The organism is Streptomyces sp. NPDC102514 (assembly GCF_055584525.1).
Genome location: NZ_JBVJLW010000002.1, coordinates 114,735 through 130,765, shown reverse-complemented (window position 1 = coordinate 130,765; position 16,031 = coordinate 114,735). Strand labels below are relative to the sequence as shown.

At 71.2% G+C, this 16,031-nt stretch carries 14 protein-coding genes; 3 read left to right on the top strand and 11 right to left on the bottom strand.

What is annotated here, in order from left to right; translation table 11 throughout:
* Positions 1–17: 17 nt before the first annotated feature.
* The gene (locus ACZ60E_RS05750) at positions 18–1,583 is read right to left on the bottom strand and encodes a GMC family oxidoreductase (RefSeq protein ID WP_469438537.1); all 1,566 of its coding nucleotides are present in this window, start codon (positions 1,581–1,583) and stop codon (positions 18–20) included.
* A 172-nt stretch (positions 1,584–1,755) separates the two neighbouring features.
* Between ACZ60E_RS05750 and ACZ60E_RS05745 the strand changes: the two genes are divergently transcribed.
* Entirely contained in the window at positions 1,756–2,250 is a 495-nt protein-coding gene (locus ACZ60E_RS05745) for a GbsR/MarR family transcriptional regulator (RefSeq protein WP_469438536.1), read from the top strand.
* A 174-nt stretch (positions 2,251–2,424) separates the two neighbouring features.
* On the opposite strand, the gene ACZ60E_RS05740 is transcribed toward ACZ60E_RS05745, so the two are convergent.
* The 6 genes from ACZ60E_RS05740 to ACZ60E_RS05715 all read right to left on the bottom strand — a co-directional run bounded on the left by ACZ60E_RS05740 (position 2,425) and on the right by ACZ60E_RS05715 (position 9,620).
* Positions 2,425–2,775 carry a hypothetical protein gene (locus ACZ60E_RS05740; RefSeq protein WP_469438534.1) on the bottom strand — a complete coding sequence of 117 codons (351 nt, stop codon included), beginning with the start codon at positions 2,773–2,775 and terminating at the stop codon, positions 2,425–2,427.
* Between the two features lie 47 nt (positions 2,776–2,822).
* Positions 2,823–3,350: an NUDIX hydrolase family protein gene (locus tag ACZ60E_RS05735; protein WP_107020103.1), complete on the bottom strand. Its 528-nt coding sequence runs from the start codon at positions 3,348–3,350 to the stop codon at positions 2,823–2,825.
* Positions 3,351–3,488: 138 nt separating this feature from the next.
* A complete protein-coding gene (locus ACZ60E_RS05730; RefSeq protein WP_469438532.1) occupies positions 3,489–4,556 on the bottom strand; it encodes an iron-siderophore ABC transporter substrate-binding protein in 1,068 nt (355 codons plus the stop codon).
* Positions 4,556–6,427 (bottom strand): ABC transporter ATP-binding protein, encoded by a 1,872-nt coding sequence (locus ACZ60E_RS05725; protein WP_469438530.1) that lies wholly within the window; start codon positions 6,425–6,427, stop codon positions 4,556–4,558. Before ACZ60E_RS05725 ends, ACZ60E_RS05730 begins: the two co-directional genes overlap by 1 nt.
* Positions 6,424–8,118 (bottom strand): ABC transporter ATP-binding protein, encoded by a 1,695-nt coding sequence (locus tag ACZ60E_RS05720; RefSeq protein ID WP_469438526.1) that lies wholly within the window; start codon positions 8,116–8,118, stop codon positions 6,424–6,426. The genes ACZ60E_RS05725 and ACZ60E_RS05720 overlap by 4 nt, the downstream gene beginning before the upstream one ends.
* Positions 8,119–8,267: 149 nt before the next feature.
* Positions 8,268–9,620, bottom strand: coding sequence for a lysine N(6)-hydroxylase/L-ornithine N(5)-oxygenase family protein (locus tag ACZ60E_RS05715; RefSeq protein ID WP_469438524.1), 1,353 nt, complete (start codon positions 9,618–9,620; stop codon positions 8,268–8,270).
* Between the two features lie 86 nt (positions 9,621–9,706).
* Between ACZ60E_RS05715 and ACZ60E_RS05710 the strand changes: the two genes are divergently transcribed.
* Both ACZ60E_RS05710 and argB read left to right on the top strand, forming a co-directional pair.
* A complete protein-coding gene (locus ACZ60E_RS05710) occupies positions 9,707–10,654 on the top strand; it encodes a methionyl-tRNA formyltransferase (protein WP_384804061.1) in 948 nt (315 codons plus the stop codon).
* A gap of 131 nt (positions 10,655–10,785) precedes the next feature.
* Positions 10,786–11,724, top strand: coding sequence for an acetylglutamate kinase (argB, locus tag ACZ60E_RS05705; RefSeq protein WP_469438989.1), 939 nt, complete (start codon positions 10,786–10,788; stop codon positions 11,722–11,724).
* A 114-nt stretch (positions 11,725–11,838) separates the two neighbouring features.
* Here argB and ACZ60E_RS05700 read toward each other — a convergent pair whose 3' ends face one another.
* The 4 genes from ACZ60E_RS05700 to ACZ60E_RS05685 all read right to left on the bottom strand — a co-directional run bounded on the left by ACZ60E_RS05700 (position 11,839) and on the right by ACZ60E_RS05685 (position 15,904).
* Complete coding sequence (locus tag ACZ60E_RS05700; RefSeq protein WP_469438522.1) at positions 11,839–12,699, bottom strand: glycoside hydrolase family 16 protein; 861 nt, start codon at positions 12,697–12,699, stop codon at positions 11,839–11,841.
* Between the two features lie 196 nt (positions 12,700–12,895).
* Positions 12,896–13,756, bottom strand: coding sequence for an ABC transporter ATP-binding protein (locus ACZ60E_RS05695; RefSeq protein ID WP_453792385.1), 861 nt, complete (start codon positions 13,754–13,756; stop codon positions 12,896–12,898).
* A 4-nt stretch (positions 13,757–13,760) separates the two neighbouring features.
* Positions 13,761–14,780 (bottom strand): FecCD family ABC transporter permease, encoded by a 1,020-nt coding sequence (locus ACZ60E_RS05690; protein ID WP_453792454.1) that lies wholly within the window; start codon positions 14,778–14,780, stop codon positions 13,761–13,763.
* Between the two features lie 101 nt (positions 14,781–14,881).
* On the bottom strand, positions 14,882–15,904 hold the full coding sequence (locus tag ACZ60E_RS05685; protein ID WP_469438519.1) for a FecCD family ABC transporter permease: 1,023 nt from the start codon (positions 15,902–15,904) through the stop codon (positions 14,882–14,884).
* Positions 15,905–16,031: the final 127 nt, after the last annotated feature.

Genomic DNA, 16,031 nt, shown 5'->3' with positions numbered 1-16,031 from the left:
CTCGGTGGGGGCGCGGTTCAGGCGTCGAGCCGGGCGGCCATGAGTTCGCCGGTCATGATGGCGGCGAGATTGGTGTTGGCCCGCGGCACGGCGGGGAAGATCGAGGCGTCCACGACCCGCAGACCCCGGACACCCTGCACCCGGCACGCCGGGTCGACGACCGTGTCGGCGGCTCCGGGAGCCCCCATCCGGCAGGTGCTCGTGCCGTGCTGGGCGTCGATGACGGTGGACAGGAGATGGTCGTCGAGGTCGCCGTCGTTCGCGAGGGCCTCGAACAGCGGACGGTTGGCCTCTTCGACCGAACCGCCGAGGACGGCGGCCGTCTCGGCACGGCCGCTCAGTTCGACGAGGGCGCGCACGCCCTCCCGCATCGGGGCGAGGTCACGCTCGTCGGAGAGCATCCGCTGGGCGACGTACGGGTGCGCCGAAGGATCGGTGGAGACGAGGGTCAGTTCGCCGCGCGAGTGGGTGCGGTTCAGCCAGACGCCGAAACCGCCGGAGTGCGACTCGGCGTTCGCCGTGGCCATGGCCAGCACGTTCTGGTTGAGCGAGACGAACATGAGGTCGTCGGAGTGCGTACCCGAGGCGCTGGACCAGCGCACGCAGACGTTGGTGTGCCGGTCGTGCGGCGACTTGATGGCGGCCTCGGCCCGCAACGGCAGGGAGAGCACCGTCATCGCGTGGTCCTGCATCCCGAGACCGACCGGCAGGTCCTGCCGGACCTCGATGCCCAGCTCCCGCAACCGGGCGGCGGGGCCGATGCCCGAGCGCAGCAGGATCGCCGGGGAGTGGATCACTCCCGCGCTGAGGATCACCTCGTCCGCGTACTCCGTGACGATCGCCCCGTCGATCACCACCCGGACGCCGATCGCGCGGTCGTTCTCGAACACGACGGAGTCCACGAGTGCGTCGCCGCGGACGGTGAGGCCGGGCAGTTCGCGTGCGGGTTCGAGGTAGCCGTCGTTGACGGTGACGCGGCGGGCGTCACGGGAGTTGATCGGATAGGGCGAGACGCCGGTGGCGCCGGGGGCGTTGACGTCGGGCGCCCAGCCGTGGCCCGCCGTCAGGGCCGAGTCGGCCAGAGCCCGGTCGACGCCTCCCCAGGCGCTCTTCGGCATCCTGTGGATCGGGGTCGGTCCGCCGCGGCCGTGGTAGGGCCGGTCCCCGAACTCCTCGTCGTCCTCCAGCATCGAGAAGTACGGCAGCACGTCCTCGGGCGCCCAGCCGGTACAGCCGAGCCGGACCCACTCCTCGAAGTCCTCCATCGGCGGCCGGATGGCGATCTGACCGTTCACGGACGAACTGCCGCCCGTCCCACGGCCGCGCCAGTACGGGGCCTGCTGCTGCTTCTCGGTGCGCGAGGAGTTCAGGCCGGTCCACACGAGATGTTCCGAGGCCGCGGGGTCCATCAGGGCCACCACGGGATTGGGCGAGCGCCACGGTTCCGGCAGCTGCGCCGAGCGGTGGTCGGGGCCCGCCTCCAGCAGGAGGACCCGCCGGCCGCGGGCGGCGGCGCGGGCGGCGAGCACCGCGCCGGCGGAACCCGCGCCGACGACGATCAGATCGCGATCATGTTCTGCCATCTGGACTCCTTGATACGGGAGCGTCTCGCGCCGATACGGGAGCGTCTCGCGCCGGTGACTCCTGCGTGGATGCTGGTAATCTGACCCATCAGGAAAGTTCAGTCAAGAATGAATTTTCATTTTTTTCCGTACGGGAGGATCGGTGTCGCCAGCCGCCGACGACGTTTCAGCCATGCGCGCGGGGGGTTCGGCCGCGGAGGGCGAGAGCTCGGCCGGGGTGGATGAACTGCTGGTCGAGGACTTCGGGCAGCGGATCGGGTGTGCGATGGGGTGGCCGCCGATGGCCGGACGGCTGGGGGGCGTCCTGATGCTCAGCCCGGACCCCATGACGATGTCCGAGCTGCAGGAGGCCCTGGGGGCCAGCAAGGGCTCGGTGTCGGAGATGACCCGCCTGCTCATCACGAACGGCACGGTCGAACGGGTCAAGGTACCCGGCGTGCGCCAGGCCGGTTACGTATGGCGCGACGACGCGTGGAGCGGCTGCCTGCAGCATCAACTCGACCAGACCCAGCAGCTGTTCGAACTCGCGCGGATCGTGCAGGAGCGGGGGGCGGACATGCCGGAGGCACAGCAGGCGCGGCTGCGGGACATGCACGCCTACTACGCCTTCATGGTGCGGGAGTTGAGCCGGCTGGTGGGCGAGTACCAGCGACTGCACGCCGGATAGGTGCGGTGCGGCTCCCGGGCCGGAGCGGATCGGCTGGGTTCAGTCCTTGCCCGTCCGGGCATCGGCCGACAGGAGTTCCACCGTCCGGCGCGCCCCGGTGAACGTCCGGGTGACGTGGCCCGAGGAGTGGACCCGCGGATGGGTGCCCTCCGGCGGACAGATCTACCTTGCGTTCTACCTTGCGTTCCAGAAGGAGTGAGTTTCTCCGGCCCGGCTGTACCGTCGGCTGCCGTCGCACGGCGCCTCGATCCGTGTACGAGACGCGCGTTCGCCCGCTTCGACCGCGGTCTGCCCGGTCATCCGCGGGAACTCGCGCTGCCGTCGGCCGCCCGGAACCGGGACGCCGATGCGCGTCGTACGGGGGATTCCCGTGGCGCCCGAGGTGTGGCGTGAGCTGACGGAGAACGCCGCGCGGTTCGGGATCGCTCCGCCGACGCCGACGCCCACGCCTGCTCCGGCGCCCACACCGACGCCTGCTCCCGCGCCCACACCCACGCCTGCTTCCACGCCGACGTCCGCTCCCACGGGCTGAGGGGACGCCGGGCCGCCGAACAGCGATTCCTGCGCCGTCCTCAGGACAGGGCGCCCATGTGTGCGAGGGCCTGCTTGAGCAGAGCGCCGTGGCCGCCCGGCATCTCGTTGAGGACCATCGGGGACGAGGCCTCCTGGGGGCTGAACCAGACCAGGTCGAGCGCGTCCTGACGGGGACGGCAGTCGCCGGTCACCGGCACGATGTAGGCGAGCGACACCGCGTGCTGGCGGGGGTCGTGGAACGGCGTGTCCCCCAGCGTCGGGAAGTACTCGGCGACGGTGAAGGGCTGCAGCGAGGCAGGGATGCGGGGCAGCGCGACCGGGCCGAGGTCCTTCTCCAGGTGGCGCAGCAGGGCGTCCCTGACCCGTTCGTGGTGCAGCACCCGGCCGGAGACGAGCGCGCGGCTGACCGCTCCGCCCGACCCCATGCGGAGCAGCAGTCCGATGCTGGTCACTTCGCCGCTGTCGTCGACGCGTACCGGCACGGCCTCCACGTACAGGATCGGCATACGGGCGCGTGCCTGCTCCAGCTCGTCGTGGGGCAGCCAGCCGGGCGTGGTTTCGGTCATGTCAGACATTGGTTGATCATACTTTCAGCCTCTGGTGTCGCGAGCGTGTCGCCCGACACAGCGTGGTCCAGGGCCACGGATGATCCGTGGCCCCGGACCTTCTGTCCGCTGGGCCCCGCGGCAATCGCGAGATCACTCTCAAGAGGTCGGTTCGGTCACCTTCGTGGCGGTGTCGCCGTCGACGGCCGCAGCCAGCTGCGGCACCAGGCGGTCCAGCATGTAGGGCAGGCTCAGCACCGACACGAAGGACACGGAGTTGCCGTAGTCGCTGGTCTCCTCGACGAAGACCTCGCGGCCCTGCTTCACGACGTCCAGGTCGCCGTAGAGCGCGTTCTTGTGGAGCTTGGCCCCGTCCTTCGCCGTGTCCCCGACGATCCAGACGGCGGCGTCGGTGTTCAGCAGGTCGGTGCGCTCCTTGCTGATGTTGGCACCGAACTTGTCACCGATGACCTTGTCGAGGTCGGTCGGCAGTTTGAAACCGAGGTCGGTCAGCACCCGCGAGCGCGAGTCCTGGCTGCCGAAGACGAAGATGCCCTCGTACGGGGTCGCCATCACGCCCGTGGACTCGGCGAACTCGGGGTTGTCCTTGGCGGCGGTCGCGAAGTCGGCCTCGACGCCCTTCACGAGGTCCTTCGCCGCGGACTCCTGGCCGAGCGCCTTGCCGATGATCTCGGTCTGCTGCTGCCACGGCACACCGAAGTCGTTGTACTGCTTCGGCTGGGCCACGACCGGCGCGAACTTCGAGAGGGTCGTGTACTGGTCCTTCGTGAGGCCGCCGTAGACCGCGAGGATCAGGTCGGGGTTCAGCTCGGCGATCTTCTCCGTCTGCGGGCCCGTGCCGGTGTCCTTGAGGACGGTCGGGGTCTTGCCGCTGCCGAGTTTGTCGGTGGCCCAGGGGCCGATGGCGCCCTTGTAGCCGCCGAGCCACTCGGTGGTGCCGACGGGCACCTTGCCGAGGGCGAGGACGGCGTCCTGGTCGGTCAGCCCGACCGTGACGATCCGCTTCGGCTCGGACTTGACGGTGGTGCTGCCGTATTTGTGGGCCAGGATCACCGGGAAGGCGCTGTTCGCGGACGCGGACTTGTCCGCGCCCGCCGCGTCCGAGCCGGAGTCGTCGTCGGAGCCGCAGGCCGCCGCGGTGCTGAACAGGAGGAGTGCGGAGGCGAGCGTCGCGACAAGGCGTGCGCCTCTGGAAGAGCCGGGCATCAGTGGTCCTTCACGGTGGTGGTGTCAGGGCTGGTGGTGCTGTGAGGGCTGGGGTGGTGCGTGGGGGTCCGGTCGGCCGTGGCGCGGGTGCCGGACCATGCCGCCCACAGGGAGGCGTAGGGGCCGGCCGCGGCGCACAGCTCGTCGTGGGTGCCGTTCTCCACGATCCGGCCGCCGTCCATGACGACGATCCGGTCCGCGGTGGCGGCCTGCGTGAGGCGGTGCGCGACGATCAGCGCCGTGCGGCCCTCCACCGCCCGGTCGGCCGCCTGCTCCAGGAGCCGGGCGCCGGTGCTGCCCGCCTCGGCGGTGGCCTCGTCCAGTACGGCCACCGGGGGGTCGGCCAGCACCAGGCGCGCCAGGGCGAGTTGCTGGACCTGGGCGGAGGTGAGGCGGTGCCCGCCGTCGCCGACGACCGTGTCCAGGCCGTCGGGGAGCGCCCCGGCCCAGTCGAGGGCGTCCACCGCGGCCAGTGCCGTACGCAGTTCGTCGTCGGTGGCGTTGGCCCGCGCGAGCCGCAGGTCGTCCGCGAGCGGCCCGGCGAAGACGTGCGTCTCCTGGGTGACCAGCGCGACGGGCAGGCCCTGGCGGGGCACGCCGTCGTCGGTCGTCACGCGTACCGAGCCGGACGTCGGACGGTGTACGCCCGCGATGAGTTTGGCCAGGGTGGTCTTCCCGGCGCCGCTCACGCCGACCAGGGCCACGCGCTCGCCCGCCCGGAGCGTGAGGTCCACACCGTGCAGGACGGGGCGGCCCGGTTCGTACGCGTGGTCGATGCCCGTCACGGTGACCGTGCCGTGCGCGTCCGTGGCCCGCGGCTCGTGGTTCGCGGACGGCTGCGGTTCGGGGGAGGGCTGGTCGGCGACTCCGACCAGGCGGGCGAGTGCGGCGGTCGCGGACTGCGCGTCGTCGAGGAGGACGAGTGCCTGGTTGACCGGCGAGAACAGACTGTGGAAGTAGAGGGCGGCGGCCGTGGCCGTGCCGATGGACACGGATCCGCCGCGCACCAGCAGGAAACCGGTGACCAGGACCGCCGCGAGTCCGGCGTACTCCGCCACGTGCAGCCGGTTGTAGAAGTTCAGCACCAGTCGTACGCCGCGCAGGGTCAGTTCGACGGCTGCCGACGAACGCCGGGTCACCCGCGCGGTGTGCTCCTCCTCAAGACGGAACGCCCGTACGGTACGTGCGCCCGCGATGGTGTCCAGCAGCTGTTGCTGCTGGGACCCGGTGGCGATCCGCTGCTCCGCGTAGAGCGGCACGGCGTTGCGTACGTACCAGCGGGCGGTGGAGGCCTGGACGGGCACCGCGATGAGGGCCGCGAGGAAGAACCGCCAGTCCAGCGCGGCCATCGCGGCCAGGGTCAGCACGATGGCCAGCAGCGAGCGGGCCAGTTCGGGCAGGGCCGAGCGCACGGCCTCGCCCACCACCGAGACGTCCCGGGTGACCCGTGCGGTGAGGTCGCCCGCTCCCGCCTTCTCCACCTGTTCCAGGGGCAGGCGCAGGGCCTTCTCGACGAACCGCTCGCGCAGCTGCGCGAGGACGGTCTCGCCGAGCCGCGACACAAGTGCCAGGCCCACCACGGTGGTTCCCCCCTGGGCGAGGGCAACCAGCACCAGCAGGACGACCGGCAGGGTGATGCTCCCGGGCGGCCGGTGGTCGGCGACCAGGTCCACGATGCGGCCGAGCAGCGGCTGGACCAGCAGGCCGACGGCGGTGGCCACGACCATCATGGCGAACGCGCCGAGGGCCAGTCGGCGGTGCGGCCGTACGAGTTCGCGGACGGCGGCACGGGTACGGGCCTGGGTCGCCGTGGGCAGCAACTGGCGTGCCACGGTGGCGGTTCCGCTCAGGCCGGCGGCGGTGTCACTCATGCCAGAACCGCCGCTCGGTAGGTCTCATGACGGGCTATCAGGTCGGCGTGCGGGGCCGTGTCGGTGACCCGGCCGCCGTCGAGCAGGACCACCCGGTCGGTCACGGCGAGGAGCGCGGGGCTGGTGGTCACCAGGACCGTGGTGCGGCCCTTGCGGACCTCGCGCAGGCCGGTCGCGATGCCCGCCTCCGTCACCGCGTCGACCGCCGTGGTCGGATCGTGGACCACCAGGACGGCACGGTCGGCGGCCAAGGCGCGGGCCAGCGCGACCCGTTGGCGCTGTCCGCCGGAGAGCGAGCGGCCCCGTTCACTGACCGCGGTGTCCTCGCCGTCGGGCAGGGTCTGCGCGACCTGGGCGACCCCGGCCGCCGTCATGGCCGGTTCGGGATCGCCGGACGCGGGTGCGGAGGCCGTCACGTTGTCACGGACGGTGCCTTCGAAGAGGTCCGCGTCGTGCTCGGCCACCAGCAGGGCCGTACGCATCTCGGCCGGATCCAGGTCCCGCAGGGACACGCCGTCCAGTTCCACCGTGCCCGAGTCGGGGTCCGCGCGCCGGGCCAGGCAGCGCAGCAGGTCGGTGGCGTGGGCGGGGTCGGTGGCGACGACGCCGAGCAGTTCGCCGGGCGCGATGTCCAGGTCCACGTCCCGCAGTCCGCCGTGGCTGACGCCGGCCAGCCGCAGTGCGCCGCGCACCTCCGAAGGCAGGCTCAGGTCACCGGCGGTGACGCCGTGCGGGGTGGCCAGGACCTCGCCGACCCGGCCGGCCGAGGCGCGGCCCTGGGCGAGTTCGGCGTTGACCCAGGCGAGTACTTCGAGGGGGCCGACGAGGAAGAGCGCGAGCCCGACCGCCGATACCAACTGGCCGAGGCTGATGGTGCCTTCGGCTGCCAGCCGTCCGCCGACCAGCGCGACGAGGGCGATCAGGCAGCCGGTCAGGGAGAGCACCATGCCGCTCTGGAAGGCCTGTGCGCGGGCCGCCTTCAGCGTGGCCGCCAGGGAGTCGCGGCTCGTGGTGCGGTAGCGGTCGATGGCTGCGGACTCGCCGCCGATGCCCTTGAGGATCCTGAGGCCCGCCACCAGGTCGGCGGCGACGGCGGAGGCGTGTGCCGCGCGCTCCTGCTCGGCCTCGCTGCGCGTCTCCAGGGGCTTGCTCAGCAGATGCCCGAGCCAGAGCAGCACAGGTGTGCCGAGCAGGACGACCAGGCCGAGCAGGACCGACGTACGCAGCAGGACGAAGGCACAGGTGAGGATGCCGGCCAGGGACGCGATCCCGTACATGACGGCCGTGTTGACGCCGCCGACCCGTTTGGCGTCCTCGGTGGCGATGTTGGCGAGCGCGCCGGGCAGCCGGCCGTCCTCGGCGCCACCGCCCGGGTGCAGTACGCGTCGTACGAGGGAGATGCGCAGGGAGTGCTCGGCCCGGACCGCGGACCGGTCGCCGGACCAGGCGCCGAAGCGGAAGGACAGGGCCAGCCCGACATAGACGACGGCGAGGACGCCCAGCCACAGGAGGAGGGCGCCGGTGTCGGAGCCGGTGACGGCCCGGTCGATCACCACGCCGATCAGTACCGGAACCAGGGCTTCACCGACCTGGTGTCCGGAGGCGAGCAGCGCGCCGAGGCCGACGTCCCGGCGTTGCTCCCTGACCGACTCCCGCAGGACGTCACGTCCTGACGGATATGTAGGACTCACCCGCAACCCCTCCGGGATCGGACGAAGAAAACTTAGGTGAGGCTACTCTAAGTTGCTGACCATGGCATTGCCCAGGGCGGGCACGGGTGCGGGAGCCCGGCGCGGGTGTGGGTGTGGGTCCGGTGTCACACCCGCGCCGGACGGGCCGCTCAGGCCGCCGGGACCGCCGACCCCGCCAAGTCGCCTGCGCGGTGGGCGATCAGGGACTCCAGGATCTCGCCGGACCGGACCGCCGTGGTGGACAGCAGGGTCGAGGTGAGGCCGTGCGTGTGCTCGGTCGCGCCCTGCAGATAGATGCCCGCCGTGACGTCGGGGGTCAGCTCGACACGGTGGTCGCGGCCGACGCGTACGGCGTCCTTGTCGTCCCGCAGGCAGAGCTTCGCGGTTCTGCCCAGCAGGGTGTCGAGGTCTCTGGGGCGGTAGCCCGTCGCGTGGACCAGCAGGTCCGCGGAGATCACCTCCCGTTTCCCGGTGGGGAGATACTCGACGGTGACCTCCAGGTGGTCGTCGAAGCTGCGGACGTCCCGGATGCGGGACACGTTGCGCAGTTGCAGCCGCTCACGGCCCTGGACCTTCTCGCGGTACATCGTCGCGTACAGCGACTCGATGAGGTCCATGTCGACCACCGAGTAGTTGGTGCTGCGGTGGTAGTCGACCAGGGACTGTTTCACCTCCGGCGTGGACCGGAAGTAGACGTCCACGGCCTCCGGGTCGAAGATCCGGTTGGCGAACGGGCTGTCGTCGGCGGGCGTGTACCCGTACTTGGCGAAGATCGCGCAGATCTCCGCCCCGGGGAAGGACCGGTGCAGGTAGTCGAGTGCCTCGGCGCCGCTCTGGCCCGCGCCGAGCACCAGGACGCGGCCCACCGCGTCGCCGTCACCGGAGGCGTTCAGCTCCCGTACACGCGGCACGAGTTCGCTGTTGTGCCAGATGCGGTCCGACAGGGCCGTCTCCGGGGGCAGATGCGGCTCCAGGCCGACGGCCACCGAGATGTTCCGGGCCCGCCGGGTGACGGTCCTGCCCGGTTCGCCGGGTACGCGGCTGACGACGTCCAGCCAGCGGACCTCCCCGTCGGGGCCGGTCACCGGGTCCACGGAGACGACCTCGTCCGAGTAGTCGACGAGGTGCGCCACCCGTGAGGCCGCCCACTCGAAGTACTCGTGGAACTCGATCCGCAGGGGGAACAGCGTCTTGGCGTTGAGGAAATCCACCATCCTGCCCCGCTCCCGCAGGAAACACAGGAAGCTGAAGTCGCTGGTCGGGTTGCGCATGGTGACCAGGTCCTTGAGAAAGGACACCTGCATCGTGGCGTCTTCGATGAGCATGCCCCGGTGCCAGCCGAACGAAGGCTGACGCTCCAGGAATCCCGCGCGGATCCGGTTCTCCGGAGCGGCTTGGGCGTTGTGTTCCTCAACCGCAATGGCCAGTGCGAGATTTGACGGCCCAAACCCTATACCGAGCACGTCAAGGACGGCGTCCGGTTCGTCGTGCAGTGCGTTCACCGCAACTTTTCCTTCCCCTAGGCGCCACTGATGTTAAATAAGGTTAGCCTTACCTTGCAATGGTGTGTCCTAGGAGAGGATCGACTATGCGGGTCGTCATGTTCGGCTACCAGACCTGGGGGCATCGCACCCTCCAGGCTCTGTTGGACTCCGACCACGAGGTGGTCCTGGCCGTGACCCACCCCAAGAGCGACCACGTGTACGAGAAGATCTGGGACGACTCGGTGGCCGATCTGGCCGAGAAGCACGGCGTACCGGTACTGCTGCGCAACCGGCCCGACGACCCCGAGCTGCTGGCCGCGCTCAAGGACGCGGAGCCGGACCTGATCGTCGCCAACAACTGGCGCACCGTGCTGCCCCCGGAGGTCTTCGACCTGCCGCCCCACGGCACGCTCAACATCCACGACTCGCTGCTCCCGGCCTACGCGGGCTTCTCCCCGCTGATCTGGGCGCTCATCAACGGCGAGCGGGAGGTCGGTGTCACCGCCCACCGGATGAACGCCGAACTCGACGCCGGTGACGTGCTCCTGCAGCGCGCGATACCGGTCGGAGCGGCCGACACCGTCGCCGACCTGTTCCACCGCACGGTCGACCTGATCGGCCCGGTCGTGAACGAGTCGCTCGACCTGATCGCCTCGGGCCGCGCCCGGTGGATACCGCAGGACCGCAGCCGGGCCAGCTTCTTCCACAAGCGCTCGCTGGAGGACAGCCGGATCGACTGGACCTGGCCGGCCGAGGACATCGAGCGGCTGGTACGGGCCCAGTGCGACCCGTACCCGAACGCGTTCACCCACCACCGCGGGCAGCGGATCCGGATCGTGGAGTCCGCGGTCTCGGAGGGCCGTTACGGCGGCACCCCAGGCCGTGTCTTCATCCGCGAGGGCGACGGGATCGTCATCGTCGCCGGTACCGAGGCGAGGAACGGGCGGCTGCGCGGGCTGGTCGTCAAGCGGGTCCGCACCGAGGACGGGGCGGAGCACGCGGCGACCGACTACTTCCGCACGATGGGCGGCTATCTCACGGGTCGCCCGTGAACGCCACCGCGGTGAGCGGCACGGCGGTGGCCGGCGCGGCCGTGACGGAAACGGCTGCGGCGGACACGGGCCTGACGGCCACGGTGACCGAGGCCGCCGCGTCCGCCGGGCTCGCCGAGCGGCTCGTGGCGCTGGAGCCCCTGCGCGGGCACACGGTCGTCGTCAAGTACGGCGGCCACGCGATGACCGACGACACGCTCCGGCGGGCCTTCGCGCAGGACGTCCTCACCCTGTACCGGGCGGGCGTCCGGCCCGTCGTGGTGCACGGTGGCGGCCCGCAGATCGCCGCCCACCTGGACCGGCTCGGGCTCAGGTCCGACTTCCTCAACGGGCTCCGGGTCACCACCCCCGAGACCATGGAGGTCGTACGGATGGTGCTGTCCGGCAAGGTCCAGAAGGACCTGGTCGGCCTGCTGAACGAGCACGGGCCGCACGCGGTGGGGCTCAGCGGCGAGGACGGGCACACCCTCACCGCCGTCAAGCGCTACGCCCAGGTGGCCGGTGAGAGCGTCGACATCGGCCTGGTCGGGGATGTGGCGCGCGTCAACACCGCCGTCGTACGGCTGCTGCTGGAGGGCGGCCACATCCCGGTGGTCTCCTCCGTGGGCCGGGGCGAGGACGGGCAGGTCTACAACGTCAACGCGGACACGGCGGCCGGGGCGTTGGCCGCCGCGCTGGGGACACGGGTCCTCGTCGTCCTCACCGATGTGCCGGGGCTGTACGCCGACTGGCCCGCGAGCGAGCGGATCGTCGACCGGATCGGGGCGGGGGAACTGGAGCGGGCGCTGCCGGGGCTGGCCGGCGGGATGGGGCCGAAGATGGAGGCGTGCCTGCGGGCCGTGCGGGGCGGGGTGGAGGTGGCCCGGGTGCTCGACGGCCGCACACCGCACGCCCTGCTCGACGGGCTGGTCGGCGGCGCCGGATCCGGCACGACGATCGTCCCGGACCCGACAGCCCTCGTATCGGCCGTATCGGCCGTGTCCTCCGGGCCCTCTGCGTTCTCCAGGCCCTTGGAGCCTTCTGCGTCCTCCGTGCCCTCGGCGACGGCGGCGCATCCGGTGCCCCGGTGAGCTGAGACGCACGTCGGTGCCCGGCCGGGAAGCCTTCCCGGCCGGGCACCGACGTGTTCGGGTCTTGAACGCGTTCCGGCGGCCACGCTTCAGAGGGTGTCGCCGGCGGCTCTGTCAGCCGTCGCTGGTCGTCACCTTCACCTCGTCGACGACCAGTTGCTGCGGGAAGCTGGTCGAACCGTCGGGATCGCCGGGCCAGTAGCCGCCGACCGCGAGGTTGAGGATCAGGAAGAACGGCTTGTCGAAGACCCAGGTGTTGCCGTTCAGGTCTGCCGGGGTGCGGGTCTGGTAGACGGTGCCGTCCACGGACCAGGTGATCTTGTTCGGTGCCCAGTCCACCGCGAAGGTGTGGAAGGCGTCCGCGAACGCCTCGCCGTTCGGCAGCGAGTAGCCCGCGCCTATGCCGCCCGACCCGGAGTAGCCGGGGCCGTGCAGGGTGCCGTGCACGGTCCCGGGCTCGAAGCCCACGTTCTCCATGATGTCGATCTCACCGGAGTTGGGCCAGCCGACGTCGCCGATGTCCTGGCCGAGCATCCAGAACGCGGGCCAGATGCCCTGGCCGCGCGGGATCTTCATCCGGGCCTCGACGTGCCCGTACGTCGCGGTGAACTTGCCGGAGGTGTTGAGCCGCGACGAGGTGTACTCGCACGACCCGTACCAGCACTGGTAGTTGGCCGGGTTCTCGCGGCGGGCCTCGATGACCAGATGGCCCTGGCCGTCGAGCTTCGCGTTGTTGTTGCCGGCCGTGTAGTACTGGCGCTCGTGGTTGTTGACGTTGTCGCCGGTCTCGACCTGCCACTTGCCCTGGTCGACACCGGAGCCGGCGGCCCCGTCGAAGGTGTCGGAGAACGTCACGGCCTGGGCCGCCCGCGGAGTGGGGTCCGCGTGGGCGGCGGGGGCGACGGACGCGGCCGCGACGAGGGCGGCGGGCAGTGCGGCGAGAAGGCATGTGCGGAGCAGACGTGGGGGAGCCACGACTCTCCCTTCCGTGGGGCGTCCCTGTGCGGGGGCGCACCCACTGAGGTGGGGGGAAATGCTTCGCCTCTCGTTCTAAGAAGTGAACGAGATCACTGTCAAGGCATAGGTACGGACCTTCCGTCCCCCCGGCCTCATCTGCCTCTCACGGTCACCGTTCGGTCATACGACGCACACAAGTCCCGCCCGCGAGCCTCTAGTCGGCCGCCTGCACCGCCGCCGCCTCCAGGGACGGGCCTCCGTGGTGGCGGCCCATCGGGATGACCAGCGGGGTGTGGCTGACCGGGTCCATGGTGATGCGGCAGGTCAGGTCGAAGACGTGCTCGACCGTCTCGGCGGTGATGACCTCCGCCGGGCTGCCCTCGGCGACGATCTTCCCGGACTTCATGGCGACGACGTGATCGGCGTACCGGCAGGCCTGGTTGAGGTCGTGGAGCACCATCACGACCGTCCGGTTCTCCCGGCGGTTGAGGTCGGTGACCAGGTCCAGGACGTCGATCTGATGGGCCAGGTCGAGATACGTCGTCGGCTCGTCCAGGAGCAGCACGGGGGTGCCCTGGGCGACCGCCATGGCGATCCAGGCGCGCTGGCGCTGGCCACCGGAGAGTTCGTCGACGGGCCGGTCGGCGAGGTCCGTCATATTGGTCGCGGCCAGCGCCTGGTGCACGGCCTGCTCGTCGGCCTTCGACCACTGCCGCCACCAGGTCTGATGCGGTGAACGGCCGCGGTTGACCAGGTCGATGACGGTCAGCCCCTCGGGCGCCACCGGGCTCTGCGGCAGGATGCCGAGCCGCTGGGCCAGCTCCCTGCTCGGGATGGACTGCAGCGCCCGGCCGTCGAGGTGGACGGCCCCCTCCTTGGGGGCGAGCAGCCGGGCGAGCGCCCGCAACAGGGTCGACTTGCCGCACGCGTTGGCGCCGACGATGGCCGTGATCCGGCCGGGCGGGACCGCCAGGTCGAGGCCGTCGACGACCAGCCGGTTGTCGTACGCCAGCCGCAGACCGCTCGCCCGCAGGTCGGGATCGGGGTCGGGGGCCGACAGGGGTTCAGCCGACATGGAATCAACCTCCTGAGCCCGCGCGGTTGGCGCGGACGAGCAGCCAGAGCAGGACCGGCGCGCCGAGCACACCGGTGACGATGCCGACCGGCAGTTCCGTGCCGGAGACGAGCGTACGGGCGATGAGGTCGCCGCCCAGGACCACCAGCGCCCCGGTCAGTCCGGAGGCGACGGTGGGCGGCCAGGCCGTACCGGCCAGCCGTTGTGCGATCTGCGGGGCGGCCAGTGCCACGAACGCCACGGGCCCCGCGGACGCGGTGGCGAAGGCGATCAGGCCGACCCCGGTGAGCAGGATGGCGAGGCGTACGGGCTGGACGCGCGTGCCGAGGCCGGTGGCCACGTCGTCGCCGAGCTGGAGCGTGCGCAGCAGCCGGCCCAGCAGCAGGGCCGTCGGCAGCAGCACGGCCAGCGCGATGGCGAGCGGGCCCACCTGCCCCCAGGTGCGGCCGTTGAGGTTGCCGACCAGCCAGCCCAGCGCGGCCTGCGCCTGGAAACGTCCGCCCTTGGCCACGAGATAGTCGGTGGCGCTCGTGCAGATCCAGGCCACGCCGATGCCGACCAGGATGATCCGGTAGCCGGTGGTGCCGCGCCGCCAGGCCAGTGCGTAGACGGTCAGGGCCGTGACCAGGGCGCCGAACAGGCCGAGTGCCTGGGTGCCCAGGCCGCCGTCCCAGCCCAGCACGATGCCCGCGACGACCGCGGTGCCCGCGCCCTGGGTGAGGCCGATCATGTCGGGGCTGGCGAGCGGGTTGCGGGTCATGGTCTGGAACAGCGCGCCGGAGACCCCGAAGGCGATCCCGGCGAGCAGCCCCACCAGGGCGCGGGGCAGCCGCAGTTCCTCCACCACGAGGACGGTGCCGGGGTTGCCGGAGCCCACCAGGGCCCGTACGACGTCGGTGAAGCCGATCGGGTAGTCGCCGGTCGTCAGGCCCCAGCAGAACAGGACGAAGGTGCCCGCGGCGAGCACCACGGACAGGGCCACGAGCCGGGGGCGGAAGACACCGGAGACGGGCGGGAGTGCCAGCCGGTAGGTGCGGTGGTGGACGGACCCGGCCGAACGGGGTGCGACGGCAGGGGACTTGAGGGCTGAACTGGATGTGGGGTCGGACTTCTGCTTCGGCACGTTCACACCTCCGCCAGATTGCGCCGACGGACCATGGCGATGAAGAACGGACCGCCGATGAAGGCGACCAGCACCCCCGCCTGGATCTCGGTGGGCCGTGCCACGAGGCGTCCGAGGATGTCCGCGGCGAGCAGCAGGATGGGGGCGAGGACCGCCGACAGGGGCAGCAGCCAGCGCTGGTCGGGGCCGATGCCCGCCGACTGGGCGAGCACGCGGGCCACATGGGGGACCACCAGGCCGAGGAAGACCACCGGCCCGATGACCGCGACCGCCGCCCCCGTGAGCAGGGTGATCGCCGCGACGCCCGCCAGCCGGACCAGGCCGAGGCGCCGGCCGAGCGAGGCCGCCACGTCGTCGCCGAGGGCCAGGCTGTTGAGGGCCGGTGCGCAGGCCAGCGCCAGGAACCCGCCGATGACGAGGAAGGGCAGCACCCGCCACACCATGCCGTTGTCCGCCTCCGCGAGCGAACCGGCGGACCAGAAGCGGTACTTGTTCAGCGCGTCCACGTCCGTGAGCACGATGGCCTGCGTGAACGACCACAGCATCGAGGTGACGGCGATGCCCGCGAGCGCCAGCTTCACCGGAGTCATCCCGGACCGCCCGAGGCCGCCCAGCAGATAGACGGCCACCGTGGCGATCAGCGCTCCGCCGAACGCGAACCACACGTACCCGTACAGCGAGTTGATGCCGAGGACGCCGACGGCGAGGACGATGGCGAAGGCGGCGCCCGCGCTGACCCCCAGGACTCCGGGGTCGGCGAGCGGATTGCGGGTCAGTGCCTGCATCAGTGCCCCGGCCAGCCCGAGGGCCGCGCCCGCGGTGAGCCCGAGCGCGGTGCGCGGGACGCGCGCCGACCAGACGACGTTGTCCACGAACCGGCTCGGCGCGTCGCCGAACAGAGCCGAGATCACCTGGTCCGGCGGGATGTTGGCCGCGCCGAGCGCCAGTGACAGCAGACACAGGACGGCCAGGACGGTACCCAGCAGTGTCACGAGAAGGACAGGGCGCACTCTCTTGCCCGTCACCTTGCGGTCTCCAACGGCCAGCTCCCTTAGGTTAGGCAGGCCTTAATCGTAGTGGGGATCACGTGGTCCGCCGAGACTGGGCCTTTTGGTTAGGTAATCCTTACCTTAGTATGACCTGCGGTCCTCC

Coding starts and splice junctions, on each gene's coding strand:
- ACZ60E_RS05750 (WP_469438537.1), bottom strand. CDS start 1,583: ATGGCAGAACATGATCGCGATCTGATCGTCGTCGGCGCGGGTTCCGCC.
- ACZ60E_RS05745 (WP_469438536.1), top strand. CDS start 1,756: ATGCGCGCGGGGGGTTCGGCCGCGGAGGGCGAGAGCTCGGCCGGGGTG.
- ACZ60E_RS05735 (WP_107020103.1), bottom strand. CDS start 3,350: ATGACCGAAACCACGCCCGGCTGGCTGCCCCACGACGAGCTGGAGCAG.
- ACZ60E_RS05730 (WP_469438532.1), bottom strand. CDS start 4,556: ATGCCCGGCTCTTCCAGAGGCGCACGCCTTGTCGCGACGCTCGCCTCC.
- ACZ60E_RS05725 (WP_469438530.1), bottom strand. CDS start 6,427: ATGAGTGACACCGCCGCCGGCCTGAGCGGAACCGCCACCGTGGCACGC.
- ACZ60E_RS05710 (WP_384804061.1), top strand. CDS start 9,707: ATGCGGGTCGTCATGTTCGGCTACCAGACCTGGGGGCATCGCACCCTC.
- ACZ60E_RS05695 (WP_453792385.1), bottom strand. CDS start 13,756: ATGTCGGCTGAACCCCTGTCGGCCCCCGACCCCGATCCCGACCTGCGG.